15 protein-coding genes are annotated in these 18,228 nt (G+C 68.1%); 5 read left to right on the plus strand and 10 right to left on the minus strand.

Features of this window, described 5'->3' with window-relative positions; translation table 11 throughout:
* Nucleotides 1-69 precede the first annotated feature (69 nt).
* The 5 genes from ACTMO_RS0107475 to ACTMO_RS0107495 all read right to left on the minus strand — a co-directional run bounded on the left by ACTMO_RS0107475 (nucleotide 70) and on the right by ACTMO_RS0107495 (nucleotide 5,236).
* Complete coding sequence (locus ACTMO_RS0107475) at nucleotides 70-1,497, minus strand: amino acid permease (protein ID WP_033401793.1); 1,428 nt, start codon at nucleotides 1,495-1,497, stop codon at nucleotides 70-72.
* Nucleotides 1,498-1,731: 234 nt separating this feature from the next.
* A complete protein-coding gene (locus tag ACTMO_RS0107480; protein ID WP_033401508.1) occupies nucleotides 1,732-2,280 on the minus strand; it encodes an Hsp20/alpha crystallin family protein in 549 nt (182 codons plus the stop codon).
* A gap of 429 nt (nucleotides 2,281-2,709) precedes the next feature.
* Complete coding sequence (locus tag ACTMO_RS0107485) at nucleotides 2,710-4,197, minus strand: amino acid permease (protein ID WP_019854060.1); 1,488 nt, start codon at nucleotides 4,195-4,197, stop codon at nucleotides 2,710-2,712.
* A 221-nt stretch (nucleotides 4,198-4,418) separates the two neighbouring features.
* Nucleotides 4,419-4,904 carry a bacterioferritin gene (gene bfr, locus ACTMO_RS0107490; protein ID WP_019854061.1) on the minus strand — a complete coding sequence of 162 codons (486 nt, stop codon included), beginning with the start codon at nucleotides 4,902-4,904 and terminating at the stop codon, nucleotides 4,419-4,421.
* 107 nt (nucleotides 4,905-5,011) lie between these two features.
* The gene (locus ACTMO_RS0107495; RefSeq protein ID WP_425394318.1) at nucleotides 5,012-5,236 is read right to left on the minus strand and encodes a (2Fe-2S)-binding protein; all 225 of its coding nucleotides are present in this window, start codon (nucleotides 5,234-5,236) and stop codon (nucleotides 5,012-5,014) included.
* 333 nt (nucleotides 5,237-5,569) lie between these two features.
* Between ACTMO_RS0107495 and ACTMO_RS20660 the strand changes: the two genes are divergently transcribed.
* The gene (locus ACTMO_RS20660; RefSeq protein ID WP_157062831.1) at nucleotides 5,570-6,379 is read left to right on the plus strand and encodes a class I SAM-dependent methyltransferase; all 810 of its coding nucleotides are present in this window, start codon (nucleotides 5,570-5,572) and stop codon (nucleotides 6,377-6,379) included.
* 4 nt (nucleotides 6,380-6,383) lie between these two features.
* Here ACTMO_RS20660 and ACTMO_RS0107505 read toward each other — a convergent pair whose 3' ends face one another.
* The 3 genes from ACTMO_RS0107505 to ACTMO_RS0107520 all read right to left on the minus strand — a co-directional run bounded on the left by ACTMO_RS0107505 (nucleotide 6,384) and on the right by ACTMO_RS0107520 (nucleotide 11,687).
* Nucleotides 6,384-7,478: a monodechloroaminopyrrolnitrin synthase PrnB family protein gene (locus ACTMO_RS0107505; protein ID WP_019854064.1), complete on the minus strand. Its 1,095-nt coding sequence runs from the start codon at nucleotides 7,476-7,478 to the stop codon at nucleotides 6,384-6,386.
* Between the two features lie 579 nt (nucleotides 7,479-8,057).
* Entirely contained in the window at nucleotides 8,058-10,043 is a 1,986-nt protein-coding gene (locus ACTMO_RS0107515; protein WP_019854066.1) for an FUSC family protein, read from the minus strand.
* A 432-nt stretch (nucleotides 10,044-10,475) separates the two neighbouring features.
* Entirely contained in the window at nucleotides 10,476-11,687 is a 1,212-nt protein-coding gene (locus ACTMO_RS0107520; protein ID WP_051099040.1) for a right-handed parallel beta-helix repeat-containing protein, read from the minus strand.
* A gap of 553 nt (nucleotides 11,688-12,240) precedes the next feature.
* Here ACTMO_RS0107520 and ACTMO_RS0107525 point away from each other — a divergent pair.
* Nucleotides 12,241-13,272, plus strand: coding sequence for a LacI family DNA-binding transcriptional regulator (locus ACTMO_RS0107525; protein ID WP_019854068.1), 1,032 nt, complete (start codon nucleotides 12,241-12,243; stop codon nucleotides 13,270-13,272).
* Between the two features lie 210 nt (nucleotides 13,273-13,482).
* On the opposite strand, the gene ACTMO_RS0107530 is transcribed toward ACTMO_RS0107525, so the two are convergent.
* Nucleotides 13,483-14,187 carry a FadR/GntR family transcriptional regulator gene (locus ACTMO_RS0107530; protein ID WP_019854069.1) on the minus strand — a complete coding sequence of 235 codons (705 nt, stop codon included), beginning with the start codon at nucleotides 14,185-14,187 and terminating at the stop codon, nucleotides 13,483-13,485.
* A gap of 156 nt (nucleotides 14,188-14,343) precedes the next feature.
* On the opposite strand from ACTMO_RS0107530, the gene ACTMO_RS0107535 reads away from it, so the two are divergent.
* From ACTMO_RS0107535 to ACTMO_RS0107545, 3 genes are read left to right on the plus strand one after another with little or no spacing between them, the layout of a single operon-like run.
* Entirely contained in the window at nucleotides 14,344-15,111 is a 768-nt protein-coding gene (locus tag ACTMO_RS0107535) for a (Fe-S)-binding protein (protein ID WP_019854070.1), read from the plus strand.
* Nucleotides 15,108-16,634: a lactate utilization protein B gene (locus ACTMO_RS0107540; RefSeq protein ID WP_019854071.1), complete on the plus strand. Its 1,527-nt coding sequence runs from the start codon at nucleotides 15,108-15,110 to the stop codon at nucleotides 16,632-16,634. The genes ACTMO_RS0107535 and ACTMO_RS0107540 overlap by 4 nt, the downstream gene beginning before the upstream one ends.
* On the plus strand, nucleotides 16,631-17,254 hold the full coding sequence (locus ACTMO_RS0107545) for a LutC/YkgG family protein (protein WP_019854072.1): 624 nt from the start codon (nucleotides 16,631-16,633) through the stop codon (nucleotides 17,252-17,254). Before ACTMO_RS0107540 ends, ACTMO_RS0107545 begins: the two co-directional genes overlap by 4 nt.
* A gap of 100 nt (nucleotides 17,255-17,354) precedes the next feature.
* Here ACTMO_RS0107545 and ACTMO_RS0107550 read toward each other — a convergent pair whose 3' ends face one another.
* Entirely contained in the window at nucleotides 17,355-17,948 is a 594-nt protein-coding gene (locus ACTMO_RS0107550; RefSeq protein WP_019854073.1) for a DUF6461 domain-containing protein, read from the minus strand.
* Nucleotides 17,949-18,228: the final 280 nt, after the last annotated feature.

Raw genomic sequence — 18,228 nt, forward strand, 5'->3', positions numbered from 1 at the left:
CCCGCCCATCCACCAGTCCCCTCCGTGCCCGCCGGAAAAACCGTGGGGTTGACGATCCCATCGGCTCCGTCATCCCGGACGCCGCTCCGGCGGGGAGGGGGAAGACGCGTCGGGACGGTCCTGCCGGGGGAGGTCGGTGTGCACGCGACCGAAACGCAGCAGCCACACCCCACCGAGCAGCAACCAGCCACCGAGGATGACCCATTCGTAGGGCCACACCAGCCCGCTGGGCATACCGGGCAGGAACAACACGGCCAGGCCGAGGGAGAGGATCGTGGCGAGAACCCCGACCGTTCGTCCGTGTCCCACCCGGAACGGGCGGGACATCCCCGGTTCGCGATGACGCAGGACCAGAAAACTGATCGTGACCATCACGTAGGAGACGACGACGGCGAAACCTCCCGCATCGATCAACCAGGTCAGCATCCGTTCACCGAACAGCGGCGCCGTCACGGACAGGCCACCGACGAACAGGATCGCGTTGCTCGGGGTGCGAAACCTCGGGTGCAGCTTCGCGAACCAGCGGGGCAGCATTCCCGAGGTCGCCATGGCGTGGATCAGTCTGCTCGCTCCGACCAGGAAACCGTTCCAGCTCGTCAGGATTCCCGCCACCCCACCGAGGACGAGAACGGTTCCCATGGTTTCGCTGTTCCACAGTGCGCGCATCCCGTCCCCGGCGGCCAGTTCGGAGGCGGCGAGAGACTCGGCGGGCAGACCGGCTCCCACGGTGAGCACGACCAGGACGTACCAGCCGGTGGCCGTGCCGGTGGCGAGCAACAGCAGTGTGCCGATCCGACGGAACGGCACTCCGATCTCCCCGGCCGACTGCGGGATGACGTCGAACCCCACGAACAGGAAGGGAACGGCCATCAGCACCCCCAGGGGGCCGGCTGGGTCGGAGGACAGCAACGGGCGCATATTGGCGGGATCGCCGCCCAGGACGGCGCCGAGCAGCAGGCTCGCACCGACCGTGACCAGGAACAGCACGGTGACGCCCTGGAAGACGGCGGCGGGGCGTATCCCGAGGTAGTTCACCCCCGTCATGACCACTGCGCCGAGGACACCCACGAGTGCCCACCCGGCGAACACCTCCTGCCCCGCCACCGACCACAGACCTCCGGTGGCCAGTCCGGGGAGCAGGTAACCGAGACTCCGGGGCAGTGCCACGGCTTCGAAGGCCACCACCGAGACGTAACCGAGCACCAGGACCCACGAGGTCACGAGAGCGGGACGCGCCCCCAGCGCGCGCATCACGTAGTTGTGCTCCCCGCCCGCCCGCGGCATCGCCGAGACCAGTTCCGCGTAGGTCAGCCCGACCAGCCCGACCACGAGGCCTCCGACGAGAAAGGCCGTGGCCGCGCCCAGGGTCCCGGCGTCGGTGAGGAAGTCGCCGGTCTGGACGACCCACCCGAAACCGATCATGGCTCCGAAGGCCATCGCGAGTACGTCCCGTCCTCCGAGGACGCGGGAGAACCCGCTTTTTCCGTGCTCGCCCATCACGCCCCCACAGCGGGACCGCCGTCGGATGTCACGTACCGACATCCTGCTCGTCGCGGCCGGAATCACACCATCGCCGGATCGGAGGACGGCAACGCGTGCGAGGAGCAAAGCCCTCCGTGGGAAAGGCACCGTGCCATGAAAACGACGGACAGGCCGGGAGAGTACCGAGCGGACGTCGGGCCGCGTCCGCTCGGTCGATCCTCACACCACGAGGGAGCACAGCGCAGTGCTTCAGCTGGATTCCACCGGAAGTCTCGACGGCTGGTCCCCGAGATCGGCACCGCCCGGGACACGCACGCGCAGTGTCCCGTCCTCCAACCGGGCCGTGGCGCCGTGTTCGTCCACCCCGGAGGGCAGGGGGACCTCACGGTAGAACACCCGCCCGGCACTGATTCCCGACACGGTCAGTACGGTTCGCCGACGCAGACTCACGTCGACCTCCCCCGTCGTGACACCGGGCAGGCAGATCCGGACCTCCGTCTCGTCCGGGTTCGTCCGGGTGGTCGCTTCCGGCTCCCAGGAACGTCCGAGGGTGTTCTCGATGGGCAGGTCCTGTCCCATGAGCCACTGTTGCTTGCGACGGATCGGTTGGGAACGGGCCTGGCCGAGTTTTTCGGCGCGGTGGTTCTCCCGTTCCGCGAGTACGGCTCGGGTGGTCCCGTCGGGACCCTGTGCTTCGGGTTTCGGGCGCTCGAATGTCGTTGTGCCCCGTTTCATGTCGCGCAGCAGCAGTACCAGCGACGCGACCAACGGCCGGATCGGATTGCTCAATCCCACCATCTCCCAGGACCTGCGTGCCGAGCTGCGTGTGGGCAGCTCGAATGTTGTGAGCCGAAGTCCCGTACAGACCTGTACGAGAGGAAGTGCGTTCCGGACGACACCCGCTGAAGCGGGAGCCACTCGGCCGTTTCGGCGACACCGAGTTCCCCTCCCCGGGTGAGACCGGGCTCCGCACGAAAACTAAAGCGTTCGATCGGTCCCGAAACGGGATTCCCCTCGGAGACACGTGGACGGGCCTGGTACGTGTCGGGAACGGGTTCGTCCCTGTCAACGGATTCCGCGCCCGTATTTCACCATGCCCTCCCCCGAGCCTCGTAGGGCAGGGGGGCCTGGCGGAAAACGTGGGAAACCGTCGCGGAAACCGGGAACCGCTTTCGGTCCGTCACAGGGCGCCGCGCCGGCACGCCGGGACCACCGGCGACACCGGGGTCAGTCGGCGGAGGAGCCGTGCGGGAGCGGATCCCGCAGGCGGGAGTGCCGTATTCCGTAACCGAAGTAGCACAACAGGCCGAGCACCATCCAGCCGCAGAACACCACCCAGGTGTCCGCGCCCAGACTCGACATCAGGTAGAGGCAGAACCCGGCTCCCAACACGGGAGTGAACGGTGCCAGGGGCACCCGGAAACCGCGGGGCAGCTCGGGGCGGGTGCGGCGCAGCACCAACACGGCGATGTTGACCAGTCCGAAGGCGAACAGGGTGCCGATGCTGGTGGCGTCGGCGAGTGCTCCCAGCGGAACCACGGCCGAGAGCACGGCCACGGCCAGCGAGGTGAGTAGCACGTTCTTGCGGGGAGTCCCGGTTCTGCGGTCCACCTCGGCGAACACCCGGGGAACGAGTCCGTCCCGGGACATGGCGAACAGGATGCGGGTCTGTCCGTACATCACCGCGAGCACCACGCTGGCGATGGCCACCAGCGCCCCGAGCGACAGCAGTACCGACCAGAACGCCCCGGCTCCGGTGGCCCGGGCCAGCACCTGGCTGAGCACGGCCTCGGAGCTGTCGAAGGCGGTCCACGGCATGGCGCCCACCGCGGCGAGGGCGACCAGACAGTACAGCGCGGTGACCACGAGCAGCGACAGCACGATCGCACGGGGCAGGTCCCGCTTGGCGTCACGGGCCTCCTCGCCGGCGGTGGAGGCGGCGTCGAAACCGATGTAGGAGAAGAACAGGGTCGCGCCCGCGGCACTCACTCCCGCCATGCCCAGGGGGAGGAACGGGGTGAAGTTTCCGTCGCCGACGGCGGTGAAAGCCACCGCGCAGAAGACCAGCAGGGTGAGGACCTTGATCACGACCATCACCGCGTTCGCGCGGGCGCTCTCCCTGGCTCCGCCGAACAGCAGGAACATGGCCAGCACCACCACCGCGACGGCGGGCAGGTTGATCACCCCGCCCTCTCCGGGAGGTTGGCTGAGCACCTCGGGAATCGTGACTCCCGCGACGAGCCGTAACAGCTCGTTCAGGTACTGTCCCCATCCGACCGCGACGGCGGCGACCGAGACTCCGTACTCCAGGATCAGGCACCACCCGCACACCCAGGCGACCAGTTCGCCGAGCGTGGCGTAGGCGTAGGAGTAGGAGGACCCGGAGGCGGGGATCATACCGGCCAGTTCGGCGTAGGACAGGGCGGAGAACAGCGCGGTCGCCCCGGCGAGGACGAAGGAGAGCACCACGGCCGGGCCGGCCTTGGGCACGGCCTCCCCGAGGACGACGAAGATCCCGGTTCCCAGCGTGGCACCGATACTGATCATGGTGAGCTGGGCCAGCCCCAGCGAACGCCGTAGCTGGCCCGTTTCCTGGGCCAGCTGGTCGATCGGTTTGCATCGCCCCAGCCTGGAGGCCCACCCCGGGCGGCTCGTCCCGGTCGGGGCGGCTGTGACTGCCTCGTGGGGGAATTCGGGGGTGCGTTGGTCTTCCACGGATGCTCCTCGACGGCCTCGTGAGTTCCGGATCGGCGGCCGCGCTGTCAACACGTTGTGAACGACGTTATGGGTATTGGGCAACACTAGGAGTTCACCTGTTTCGCCCGAACCCGGAGAACGTTGCGTGATCAGCCGGCATCGCTTTCGGATCTTGTGCGGTGAGGCGTCGGGAGTGGGCTCGGCCCCCGGTGGGGTTCCGGGGGCCGGTGCGCCCCGGGTCAGGAGTTCGTCGGGGGGCGTTCCACGAGTTGGCTCAGGTACAGCTCGGTTCCCAGCGTCTCGATCAGTTCCAGCTGGGTTTCCAGGTAGTCGATGTGGTGTTCCTCGTCGCGCAGGATGCCCTCGAAGAGGTTGGCGGTGGTGATGTCGCTCTTCTCCCGGCACAGGGCGATCCCGGGTTTGAGCCGCTCCAGCACCTCGCGTTCGATCGCGAGGTCGGCCTCGAACTGTTCCTTGATGGTCTGTCCGATCCGCAGGCTGAACAGTCGCTGGTAGTTCGGCAGCGCCTCGAGGAACAGGATGCGGTCACTGAGCCATTCGGCATGTCGCATTTCCTCGAACGACTCGGTGCGCGTGTGCTCGGCCAGCTTGGTGAGGCCCCAGTTGGCCTGCATCTTCGAGTGCAGGAAGTACTGGTTGATCGCGGTCAGTTCGCTGGTGAGCTGTTCGTTGAGCAACGAGATGACTTCTTCGTCGCCGCGCATGACTCCTCCGCCCGTTGCCGTGGGGTCGCCGGATCCGGCCGCACGCGGGACACGGTACGGGCAGCGGGGCTGTGTGCGGGCGAGCGTGACGGGCGTGTCCGGAAAGTTCAGACCCCGCTGGGTTGTGCCTCGCCGAGAACGCCGTCCTCGGCGTGTTCCTCCAGCAGGGTTTCCAGCTGCTCCACGCACGTTCCGCAGCCGGTGCCCGCCAGGCAGCTGTCACCGATCCGCTCGACGGTGTCCGCTCCGGAGCGGATGCACGCACGGACTTCGGGTTCGGTCACTCCGGCGCAGATGCACGTGTACACGGCAGCGGACCTCCACTGTCCCACCAGGGGTCGTTGGCGTTCCTCGTGGAAGGGCCGTTGCCGCGTGCTCCGGCGGGCGGAACCCTGCCACCAGGACCTCTTAGGTAAGCCTCGCGATATTGCGCTTAGCCTTACCTAAGTAAACGAGAGATTCGGGGCAGATCGCAACCCCCGGTAAGGCGGTTCACACTCCGATCTCGACGGGTTCGGCGGGAACGGCCGTCGTCGGAAACAGCGGCCCGAGGTCGTGGGGCGGATTCCTCGACGGAGAACGGAGCGGGCAAGGAAAACCACTCGGACGAGTGATCGTTCTCGGGTTGTTGCTCTCGCAGCGTGGCCGCCCTAGCGTACTCGGTGATGGACACGACAACAGGGGAGAGCTACACCTTCGCTCCCGAGTGGCACGCCGAACGCGAACGTCTGAGCTGTTTGGAGGGGCTCTGGGATCCCGCCTCGTGGCGGGCACTGCGCAAACTCGGGCTCGGAACCGGGCAGGTCTGCCTGGACGTGGGGGCGGGAGCGGGTTCGGTCAGCCGCATGCTCGCGGAGTGCGTGGGTCCCAGCGGACGCGTCGTCGCCCTCGACAGCGACACGCGTTTTCTGGACCGGGCCCGGTTGCCGGAGACCGTGGAGATCCGCACCCACGACCTGCTGAACGACCCGCCACCGACCGAACGGTTCGACCTGGTGCACGCTCGGATGACCCTGTCGCACCTTCCCCAACGGGAGGACGTGCTGGACCAACTGGTCGAGTTATGTGCTCCGGGAGGAAGGGTGATCCTCTCGGAGTTCGACGCCGAAGGAGCCTCGCTCGCCGAGCGGACCCCTCCCGTGGACGACGCCGAACGCTTCCAGCGGGTCCACGACGCGGTGGTGGCCGTACTGGCACGCAACGGTTGCGACTCCCGCTTCGCGCACCGGATGCCCGCGGCTCTCGCGGCGCGCGGAATGACCGCCATCGACGCCTCACCGGACGGGGAACTGGTGCGTGGTGGCAGCGCGGCCGCGGAGTTCTACCGGCACACCTTCCTGAGGCTGCGCACGCAGATCCTGGAACACACCCCTGTCGACGAGAAGACCTTCGACCGGGCCTGGGAAGCCCTCGCGGAGCCCGACTTCCTCGTCCTTTCCGCCCCACTGGTGTCGGTGTGGGGAACCAGGAGCTGACCCCTCAGCTCCCCCGCTTCGCCCGTTCCTCCGCGATCCGGGAGTTCTGCCGGGTGAGCAGCAACACGCGGTGCAGCAGATCGACGCTTCCCCCACCGCTTCCCAGCGGATACAACCGCACCTCCTCCTGGTAGGCCTGCCGGGCTATCCGGTAGTGGCGTCCGCGGAAGGTGACGGCCGTGCGGAGTACCCCGGCGAGGGCGGCTGCGCTGTCGCGTAATCGCGCTCCCGCACGGTCGTGACCCCCCGCCCGCTCGAAGGACTCCATCAGCCGGGTCACCGCCGAGGGGGAGTGACGCCAGCCCGCGTGCAGTTCGCGCCACAACGGGAGGCCGTAGGGAACGGAGTCGAGCAGGAACTTCTCGTACTCGGCGATACCGCGGTCGGACAACCACACCACCTCGTCGACGAGCCACAGCGGCACCTGGGCCGCTGCCGGTCCCAGGTAGTTCTGCCCGCCCAGGCTGATCTCCTCGAAGTAGGGGCGCAGCGTACGGGCGAAGAACACCGGGCTGACCTCGGCGAGCACCGTGTCGATGGACTCGAGCATGGTGCGCACGTTCCCGTCGATCCTCGTGGCCAGCACAGCGAACCGCTCGTCCTCCGGCGAGGTGCGGTTGAGTTCGGCACACAGCCGCAGTCCCTCGTGCAGGTGGGGGAACACGTGGCGCACGGCGTTCTGGAGGGTGCGCTCCTGCGGATCACCGGTGTACATCCGCCGTCGGGTCCCTTCGGGATTCCACACGCAGTAGTGCAGCACCGTGTCCCGGGGAACCATGTCGGTGCGCCTGCCGAGTTCCATCAGCACCGGCAGGACCTCGGGGACGAGCACGGCCGGCTCGCTGCCGTGGCGTTTGATCGAGCCCAGCAACATGCCCAGATCGCGCACAGCGGCGAGGCACTCGTCGGTCGACAGTTCGGCCACTCGATCGAACCCGGGAAGCAGATCCCGTAGAGCGTCCGCCAAGGCGGCGAGGTCGGCCTCGGCGTTCATCTCCGGTAGTCGGGAGCAGACTTCGTCGGCTCCCAACGGGTCGGCCGACCGGGTGGCCTCGAGCTGTTCCGGCGAGCCGTATTCGGCTGTGGGGGAAGCGTTCATCTCGTCTCCTCGAACTCGCGTGGTGCGGACCCCGAGGTGTGTCCGGACACGGAAAAAGCGATCCGTCGTGGTGCTCGTCACGGAACGGCACGTCCTGGTGGGGAAGGTCCTTCCGGGCGAGGAACGGGGGTGCCGGGGAGGGTGTGGGGAGCGGAACGCGCTCCTCTCCCCGAGACGCTACGGCACACGGGAGGGTGTGGGGGAGTTCGGTGTTTTCCGTTTCACGGAAGAAGCCGAAACTCTCGGGGCCGGGAGGTGCCGTTTCCGTCGTCGCCGAAAGGTTCGGGTGGTGTTCCTCGTCCACCGCCTGCTCGATCTCGGGCATCCGGAGCCGATGTTAATCGGGTTCACCGGAATGTACGAGCAAATTCATGACAATTGTTCGTCTTTTCGGGGAGGATTCCGCTGAAAGGATCATCCTCGACGCGGACAGGGAGTACCCGGTTCGACGAGGTGGCCGAGTCCCACCGAAAAGCGCCTCCCGCGGCGTGCTCCGTTCGTCGAGCGGGAAGCCGCACGGCGACACGCTTCGCGAAAGGCCGGATGCCGACGACACCCCGGTCGGGTTCGGCCGGGGCTTCACCTCCCGACGAGTTCGACTCCCCGGTTCCCCGCGCTCGGTGAGAGCTCCGGGGCCTCGTTGATCCCGGCCTCGAGCTCGGTGAGCCGCTCGGCCGTTCGCTCGGGGGACAGGCAGGACTCCGTGGTTTCCTCGCTGCGCAGTTGCCGGGCCAGCGAACGCAGGCCGGACACGAGCAGCTGGGTGTGTTGCGGGTTGGTCTCGCCGCCACCTCGTTCGAGGTGTACCGCCCGTGCCGTCGCTTCGTCGACGAGTCGTTCGAGCACGACGATCGAGGGCCACCAGCGCTCCGCCGTCCTGCTGGCCGGTGCCGGCTCCACCAGCCGCTGGCGCAGTGTGGCACGCAACTCGGCCAGCTCACGGTAGCTGCGGCGGCGCAGCGCGGAGCGGTCCCTCGTCACCCCCGACAGGGACCGCGACACGTACTCCGCCACGGTGTTCAGACACGCGGCGATCCCCCGTTCCAAAGGCGCACGCCGGAACAACGGGGACAGCACGAGGCAGACCACCAGCACGATGCCGCACCCGAGCAGCGAGTCCACCAGACGCACGGTGGGAAGGTCGGGGATCGACTCCACCTGGTTCATCTTCAGCAGCACCAGACAGGTGACCACGCCGGTGAACAGCCCGTAGTTCCGGCTCAACGTGTCGGGAACCAGGGCGGCCAGCAGCAACGTGAACGGCAACATGCCCCATCCGTGAGCGGGTCCGGCCAACAGCAACACGGCCAGCGCCACTCCGAGCACGCTGCCGATGCCACGCAGCATGGTACGGGCGAACAACGAGCCCGAGTTCGGCTTGAGCACGAGGGCGACCGTCAGGGCGACCCAGTACGGTTGTTCCAGAGGCAAAGCCAGACCGACCGCCTCGGCCACGGTCAGGCACAGGGCCATACGGATCGCCAGCAACCAGCCGGTTCGGCCTATGGCGAGTCCCTCCCGCCAGATCCGGAAACGTGCACGACGTCCCCTCGTGGTGTCGAGCCTGGTCGGTTCGGCCAGCTTCGCACTCCGCAGTGAGTCGGTGAGCTCCGCGAGCTCCTGGTCGAGGGCCCGCAGGGTGGCGGAGTGGGTTCTCCCGGTCGCCGGGGTGTGCGGTGGGGGAAGGGATCCGGTGCGCAGGCACGTCGCCAGGCCGCGCATGTTCTCCAACAGGGAGGCGGGCACCGGTGTGGCCCGGTGCGCCAGGGCCACCGAGGTCTCCACCACCGGTGTGGCGTGGGTGAGTGCCATGTAGAGCCTGTCGTGGATCCTGCTGCGTGCCGTGGCTCCCGCCGTGACCGTGATCAGGATGTCGTGGGCCTCGTTCAACGCCCGGGTCAGCACACGTCGTTGTTCGGTGCGGGTGCCTTCACACGGGGCTTCGAGCATGCGTGCCGTGGACTCGAAAACCCGGGCCACCGCTCGGCGGGCTGGGGTGGTGCGACGGAACGGCCAGGTGGTTGCGATCAGCCCGAAGGTGAGCAGTTCCCCGCCGAGGAACCAGGCGATCTGCTCGCCGGCGGGGGTGTTCTCCAGAGGGGTTCCGGTGGCCACGATGCAGAAGGTCAACATCTGTGCCCCCGCCGCTCCCCACAGGTCACCCAGGCGGCTGGACAGCACGGACAGCACGGAGACACCCACCACAACCAGGGCGCCCGTCCAGAGGGAGGGAGCGAGCAGGCCCGCGGCGAAACCGAAGCCTCCCAGCAGCACGGTCAGGCCGACGCGACGCAGCCGGTAGTGGTAGGAGCCGATGGGGTCGGAGAAGGTGATACACAGGCCTCCCAGGGAGACCAGCACGGCCTCGCCGAGGTTGGCCGTCGCCATACCGACGGCGGGGGGAAGACCCACCCCCAGGGCCGCCGCCCCGATACGGCTCCCGTCCACGGAGATGGGAGAGGGGCGCAGCATCCGCAGGAGCCAGGCGGGAAGAAGCGTTCTCAGCAGTCGTGTCAGTACGGCCGACCAGGAGTCTCGCGTCGAGAGCGTATCGGCGGGAAGCACCCGACCTCCGATGCTTTTCTCGGGGTGTCCGAAGTGTTGATCTTTCGTCCGTTCGCTCTCCCCATTATTACCCGAATATATGTCGCCGGACCCCGGAAACGGCGCACATCACACCTTGTCGTGTGTCACCTTTCTGTGCTCGGTAAATATTCGTTGAAAACGCGATGAAGAGATACGCGTCATGTTTCCGGATGTTTCCCGGGTATTGTGTCGAGCGGGAGCGGTGGTTTCCGTGTGCGAGATCACCGGTGTGCGGGTGGCGATTTTCACGAAAACGCTTCGCACCTGCGCGGGAAAGAGCGTCTCCGTCCCGTGGGGCGCCGTTTCATGATCAGTACTTTGTGGACGATAGCTTCTTCTCACCGGCGACGGCCCCGAGGGCGGGTCCGGTCGGGGCCGTCCGCTGTCTCCGGTGGAGATCCCGTGGAGGTCTCAGCACACCCTGAGCGGTGTGTTCACCAGGGTGTTGTCGGCGACGGTGATGTTTCGTCCACAGGGTCTTTCCACGATCTCCGAGTCCGTGACCGTCAGATTGTGAATGGTCACGTCCCTGGTGAGCGGAAATTCCGCCCGGGCCGCCAGCCGGATCGTCCCCGGCCCGGAGACCCGCCCCCCGTTCGCGGCTATTTCCACGTTGTAGCAGTTCTCCACGAGAACGGCGTTGTTGCCGGTGTCGGCGATGTCGACCCGGTCGATCACGACCCCGCCGCTTTCCGAGACGCAGAACACTCCGCGACCGCCCCCGCGGGCGATCACCTCTCCCACGTGAATATTGGTCGGATAGGAGCCGTTTATCCGCCCGTTCCGGTTGGCCATCCGGAAGGCCGCGTAGCCGGTTCCCGCGCCCGTGTTCTCGGCGTCCACGGTTCCCACCGTGGCGTTGGTGGTGTCGTTGAGCAGCAGTCCCGAGTAGGCGACGTCTCTGGCCGTCACGGTGCCGATCGTCAGACCGTCCACGCCGTAGGTCTCCACCCCGTGGTTGTCGGTGCCCGCGACGTGGACGTCGTCGATGCGCACGTCGGTGGTGGGCCGGTCGCGGTCGGCGTGGTTGTCCACCCGGATTCCCAGTCCCCCGGACAGTCGCAGGTCGATCCGGCCGAGATGGACGTCGCTGACGTTGCGGAAGAAGACCCCGAACCAGGGGGATCCGGTCACACTGAGATGGGGCACCTCCACGCCGGTGACGTGTCGGCCCCGGATCACCGCGTTGTTCCCGGTGGCCTGACCGGTCACGTCGATGGTTCCGCACACGTCCAGCACGGTGTGGCTGGGCAGGTCGATCGAGCGGTCGGCACGCATGGTCCCCGAGTCACGGACGACCACCCGCTCCTTGTGCTGTCGTCCCGGTGTGAGGCTGTCCACGGCGGCTTGGATCGCCACGCGCATCCCCGGACCGTGGTGGACCACCTCGGTGCCGTTGCGCGCGGTCCAGGTTCCCGAGTCCGAGAACACCTCGGCCTGGAAGGACCCGGTGCCGCACTCCCGGTGGGTTTCCATGGGGGCGGCGGACGTTTTCCGGTGCGGTCGTTCGTTCTCCGGGCTTGCCTGGGCGGGAACGGAGACTCCCAGGGCTGTCAGTGTCGCGACGGACAGGACGGCGAACACGTGTCTTGCCCGTGATGGGGAGAGTAATCGGCTCGTCATGGTGCTCTCCGTGCCAGGGGGCGACTTCGTCAACGGCCGGAGCCGTGTTTGGTAAGCGCTTACCAATGGCGTGGAAGTATCCGTGTGACGTGCGACACTGTCAAGGAGTTCGTTCCGGTCGCTACGCCCGACCGTGCACCCTGGATTCGGCCCGCAGTCATCGACGGCGATCTCTCCTCGGTTCGAAACGGCGCACCGACTGGCTCGTGGCACCCAGCTCGCGTGCGACCCCGGACCGTACGTGGGGGAGTCGGACGGTGTGCGACACGAAGTCTCGACGAGGTGTGGAAAACGCTTTCCACATGCTAGGCCGTTGCGCCTGCCGGGCGCAAGGAACGCACGGACAGCCACCACGAGAGCCCGGTGGAAGGTACTATCGGTGCCTCGTCGAGTACGGTCGTCCGGGTGCCGAGGTCGTTGTGCTCGACGTGGCGGTGCCGAGAAACCTCCTCGGGCCGGAAGACGCGGACGCCCGTGGCGGCGCCGGTGGGAGACCTCCGCGACCGAGGCACCGACGTCCTACTACGAGCCACTTCGCAGGCAGGGAGGACGGATGCCACGCGGGTCCGGCAAAGTGAATCTGATCGATGTGGCACGTCGGGCCGGAGTCTCGCTGGCCACCGCCTCGCGGGTGCTCAACGGCAGCACACGCAGCGTCGGCGACGAACTGCGGGAACGGGTGCGCCGGGCCGCGTCCGAACTGGACTACTCACCCAGTGCACCGGCGCAGGCTATGGCCCGCGGCGGAACCGACGTGGTCGGGCTGGTCGTCCCGGACATCGCCGACCCCTACTTCTCCACCATAGCCGCCAGCATCGTCCGCGCCGCCGAGCCCCACGGCCTGATCATCAACCTGGCCAGCACGGAACGCCGCCACGAACGTGAGGCGGAGTACGTGGCCTCGATGCGTCGACAGCAGGCACGGGGCATCGTGCTCGTCGGCAGCCGCACCACCGACCGCCGACAACTGGAGGAACTGCGCGCGGAGATCGCGGCCTACACCGCCACAGGGGGGAGGGTTTCCGCGGTCGGCCAGCACAAACTGCCCACCGACACCGTCGTGGTGGAGAACCGTGCGGCTGCGCGCTCCCTGGCCGAACGGCTGCTCGGACTGGGATACCGGCACTTCGCGGTGCTGGCCGGTCCCACGGACCTGCTCACGGCGCGGGACAGGTTCACCGGTTTCCGTGAGGGACTGCGGGCCGGTGGAGTCGACCTGGCTTCCCAGGACGTCGTCCACGGTGCCTTCACCCGGGACGGTGGCTACGCGGCCGCCTCCGAACTGCTCGACCGGGGCAGCGGGGCATCCTGCGTGTTCGCGGTCAACGACGTCATGGCCGTGGGAGCGTTGTCGGCGTTCCGAGACCGCGGAATACGGCTTCCGGAGGAGCTGGCCGTGGCCGGTTTCGACGACATCGCCAGCCTGCGAGACGTGTGGCCTTCGCTGACCACCGTGCGGATCCCGCTGGAGCGACTGGGAGAGCAGGCCCTGGACTTCCTGCTCGACGAACCAGCCCAACAGACACGGATCCGCCGCTTCTCCGGTGAGGTGGTCGTGCGGGCCAGCACACCGGGCTCGGGCTGAAACCCGCAGAAGCGCGTTGCCCGGTGTGGCCGCGCGAAGTGCCCCACGGCCCCGCGCGAGCCCACCTGTCACCTCCCACTCGGCAGTCCGCTCCGGTCAGCGGTGCAGACGTCTCCCGCCCTCGGCGTCGAACGGGTGCACCTCCTCTGGGAGCGCACGGTCGCGTGCACGGTCTCGCCCAGTTCGGGCGCCCCACCCCTCGGCGCGAACTCATCCTTCCGGGCTCGCCTCGGCGTAGTAGCCGCGGATGTGGGCGGTCACGCGTTCCTCGGCCAACGCCGGTTCACCCCGACGCACCGCTTCGGTGATCCCCCGGTGCTCGGCGCGCAGCCGGTCGGCGGTCTCCTCCCACGACTCCAACGCGGCGGCGATCCGCCCGGTGTAGGTCTCGACGGAGTCCCGCAGCCCGCTCATCATCGCCGTGATCACTCGGTTGCCCGCGGCATCGGCCAGGTTCAGGTGGAACTGGGCGTCGAGCGCGAGGAACTCCTCCCTGGACAGATCCCTGTTCTCCATCGCGTCGAGCAGCTCGTCGATCTCGGACAGGTCCGTCCTCTCTCGGGAGGCCAGTTCGGACACCGCCGAGCGTTCCAACACCTCCCTGGTGCGAACCACGTCGGCGACGGGGAACCCCTGTCCCGCCACCTGCAGACGCATCAGCGCGCTCATTCCGCCGGTGGGCCGGGTGAGGATGATCGCTCCGGAGTCGGGGCCGGAGCCGGTCTGGGCCCGCAGCACACCCAGGGCCTCCAGTACACGCATCGCCTCGCGCACCGAGGAACGCCCCACGTTGAGGTCACTGGCCAGGGCGCGTTCGCCGGGGATCCGTTGTCCGGGGGAGATCCTGCCGTCGCGCAGATCGGACTCGATACGCGCGAGCACCCGTTCCCAAGCACGCGGAGCCACGGAGGTCATAGGGGTGAGTCTATCGGCGGAGAGCGTGCTGTTCCCGCTGCTCCGGTGTTGGTCCTCCCGCACACTCGGGACAGGGCTGTTCCCCCGCTTTCCCCGGTGGAGCCGTCCGCGCTAGGGTAGCCGAGGTGTGGTCAGACCACAGAGGGAGGCTCGGAGATGCGCGTCGCACTGTTCGCCACCTGTCTGGGGGACTCCCTGTTCCCGGAGGCGGTCAAAGCCACCGCGATCCTGCTCACCAGGCTCGGCCAGGAGGTGGTGTTCCCTCCGGGGCAGACCTGTTGCGGGCAGATGCACGTCAACACCGGCTACCAGGCCGACGCGCTGCCGCTGGTGCGTAACTACGCGGCCGACTTCGCCGACGAGTCGATCGACGCCGTGGTCGCCCCCTCCGGTTCCTGCGTGGGTTCGGTCCGACACCAGCACGGAACCGTCGCCGAGCACCACGGCACACCGGCACTGCGTGAGCGGGCGGGACGGGCCGGGGGCAAGACCTACGAGCTGGCCGAGTTCCTCGTCGACGTGCTCGGGGTCACCGACGTCGGCGCCTACTTCCCGCACCGGGTGACCTACCACCCCACGTGTCATTCGCTGCGGATGCTGCGCGTCGGGGACAAGCCTCTGCGGCTGCTCCGGCAGGTCCGCGCCCTCGACCTCGTGACACTGCCCGAGGCCGAGCAGTGCTGCGGTTTCGGCGGTACCTTCGCGCTCAAGAACAGCGAGACCTCCACGGCCATGCTCGCGGACAAGATGCGCAACATCACCGCCACCGACGCCGAGTTCTGCTGTGCCGGCGACTCCTCCTGTCTGATGCACATCGGTGGTGGACTGTCCAGGCTGCGCACCGGCGTGGGTACGGTGCACCTGGCGCAGATCCTGGCCTCCACCGAGCAACACGTCCTCGCCGAACCGGAGGTCATCGTATGAGCCGTGCCTTCCTGGGACTTCCCGGTCCACCCCCTCGTGCCCCCCGGGACACCGGATACCTGCGTGGGCAGCGCCCCTTCCCGTCGGCGGCGCACGCAGCGCTGGAGGACTCCCAGCAGCGCCGCAACCTGGGCAAGGCCACCGGGACCATCCGGGACAAGCGTGCCCGGATGGTCGAGGAGGTCCCCGACTGGGAGCGGCTGCGTTCGGCCGGTGCCGCGATCAAGGCCGACGCGCTGGCACGGCTGCCCGAACTGCTGGAACGCTTCGAGAGCGCGGTGACCGAACGCGGGGGCGTGGTGCACTGGGCCCGCGACGCGGTCGAGGCCAACGAGATCGTCACCCGTCTGGTCGCCGACAGGGGGGCCGACGAGGTGTTGAAGGTCAAGTCGATGGCCACCCAGGAGATCGGACTCAACGAGCACCTGGCGGCGGAGGGCATCTCCGCGGTGGAGACCGACCTGGCGGAGTTGATCGTCCAACTGGGCGGGGACCGCCCCTCGCACATCCTGGTGCCGGCCATCCACCGCAACCGTGCCGAGATCCGCGACATCTTCCTGCGCGAGATGCCCGGCGTGGATCCCGATCTCGACGACGACCCACGAAGTCTGGCCGAACAGGCGCGGAAGTACCTACGTGCCAAGTTCATGGACGCTCGGGTGGCCGTGTCCGGGGCGAACTTCGGGATCGCCGACACGGGCACCCTGAGCGTGGTGGAGTCCGAGGGCAACGGGCGCATGTGTCTGACCATGCCGGAGACGCTCGTCACGGTGATGGGAATCGAGAAGCTGGTCCCGAGCTTCGCCGACCTGGAGGTCTTCCTCCAGCTGTTGCCCCGCTCCTCCACCGGAGAACGGATGAACCCCTACACCTCGATGTGGACGGGTGTCACCGCCGGGGACGGACCGCGGGAGTTCCACCTGGTGCTGTTGGACAACGGACGCAGCGCCACCCTGGCCGACGGTGTGGGACGGGAGGCACTGCGGTGCATCCGTTGCTCGGCGTGCCTGAACGTCTGCCCGGTCTACGAACGCACCGGCGGCAAGGCCTACGGCTCGACCTATCCCGGGCCGATCGGGGCGGTTCTCACCCCGCAGCTGGCGGGGATGCACGAGACCCGCGACGACCCGAACGCCTCCCTGCCGTACGCCTCCAGCCTGTGCGGGGCGTGTTACGACGTGTGCCCGGTCAAGATCGACATCCCGTCGTTGCTGGTGGAGCTGCGGCACCAGCACGTGGAACGGAGCCGATACACCGCCGAGGCGGCGATGATGCGGGCGGCCTCGCTGGCCATGTCCTCGGCCACACGTTTCACCAAAGCGCAGCGCGCCTCCCGACTGGGGCGGGTACTGGGTGGCTCCGACGGGCGGATCACGGCACTGCCCCCGCCGTTCGCCGCGTGGACCTCGGCGCGCGATCTTCCCGTCCCTCCGCGTGAGACGTTCCGGGAGTGGTGGGAGTCCGAGCAAGGACGTGCCGCGATGGCGCGGGCACGCCGTGAGGCGGAGCGAGGTGAGTGGTGAACGCACGGGACGTGGTGCTGGGACGGGTTCGCGAGGCGCTGGCGGCGGCTCCGCCCCGACCGGTGGAGATCCCCCGCGACTACCGGAGGGAACGCGGTCTTTCCGACCAGCGGCGACTGGACATGGTGGTGGACCGGCTCACCGAGTACGGCGCCGGGGTGTACCGGTGCCGTGCGGAGGAGACCGCGACCACCGTGGCCGCGGCGCTGTCCGACGCGCGTCGGATCGTGGTGCCACCGGGACTGGATCGTTCCTGGTTGGCCGAGTTCTCCGGCAGCGTCGAGGTCGACTCCGGTGAGTTCTCGGTGCGCGCCTTGGACGAGGTGGACGGGGTGCTCACCTCCTCGGCGGTGACCTGCGCCGAGACCGGAACGGTGTTCCTGGACGCCTCGTCCGACCAGGGCAGACGAGCGTTGACCCTGGTTCCGGATCTGCACGTGTGCGTGGTGGAGCTGTCCTCGGTGGTGGCCGGGATACCGGAGGCGGTGGCCGAACTGGAACCCACGCGCCCGATCACCATGATCAGCGGCCCTTCGGCCACCTCGGACATCGAGCTGGACCGGGTGGAGGGCGTGCACGGGCCTCGTACCCTCCGCGTGGTGGTGCGGGTGGACCGGTGAACGAACCCGTTCGCCGGTGGTGTCGCCTCGGTCCGGCGGGACGTCCAGGGAGGGTGGGTACCCGTACGGGCCGGGTACCCGAGGGACAGCCGGAGCGCGTTCAGCGCGAGGAGAGCCCCCCGCGCCATGGTCCTTCCAACATGGACTGTTCGAGTCGTACCCCGAGCACGGTTTCCAGGGCCAGCACGGCACGCTGGGCCGTCGACAGCTCGTCCAGTCCCGGTCGCCAGGAGCCGTCGCCGTCGCGGCCGAGCCCCGCTTCGTTCAGCATCGGCCTGAACGTGTCCGCCTTTCCGCCCCACAGCCGTCCGGTGCGCGGGTCGACACCCACCGCCACGTTCCCGTCCCGCGCGCAGAGCACCTCCTGCTCGTCGGGCAGATACATCGCCGAACCGGCCAGTCCGCCCTCCGAGGACAGTGTTTCGAGCACCTCGGGTGCGGTTCCCACCCAGCCGGAGTATCCCTCCAGTTCCAGAACCAGGGACCAGACGTTGCCGAGAGAGCGGGCCAGCAGGGTGACCGGCACCTCGTAGTCGACGATCCTGTCCCGACGTGCGGTCACTTCCTCCACTGTCACGGGCCGCTGTCGTCGCGGCTCCACTCCCATCATGTGCAACGTCTCCGTGGGGGATCTTCGGGTGAGCGTCACGCACCACCCTTCGCCGAAGATTTCCGTCATGTCCACCTGTGCCATGGGTGCTACCTCACGGTGGTGTCGATTTCTTCTTCCCAGGGGTGTTTCGTCCTCACCGATAACAAGGGTGACGGGCGGGTTTCGCAATCCCCCGAACAGCACCGTGGAGGGTGGAGACCTCACTGTCCGGCTGGTTTCTCCCGACGGTCGTTCCGTTGTGCCTGCCTAAGGTGCCGGCGCGTTCCGCACGGTGGAACGGCGGTATCCGGAAGTCGGGAGCAAGCCCACCCGCCTCGGTGGAGGGAGGTTCCGTCCGGAGTACACGGGACGGATCGGGGCT

The organism is Actinopolyspora mortivallis DSM 44261 (assembly GCF_000384035.1).
Taxonomy (GTDB): domain Bacteria; phylum Actinomycetota; class Actinomycetes; order Mycobacteriales; family Pseudonocardiaceae; genus Actinopolyspora; species Actinopolyspora mortivallis.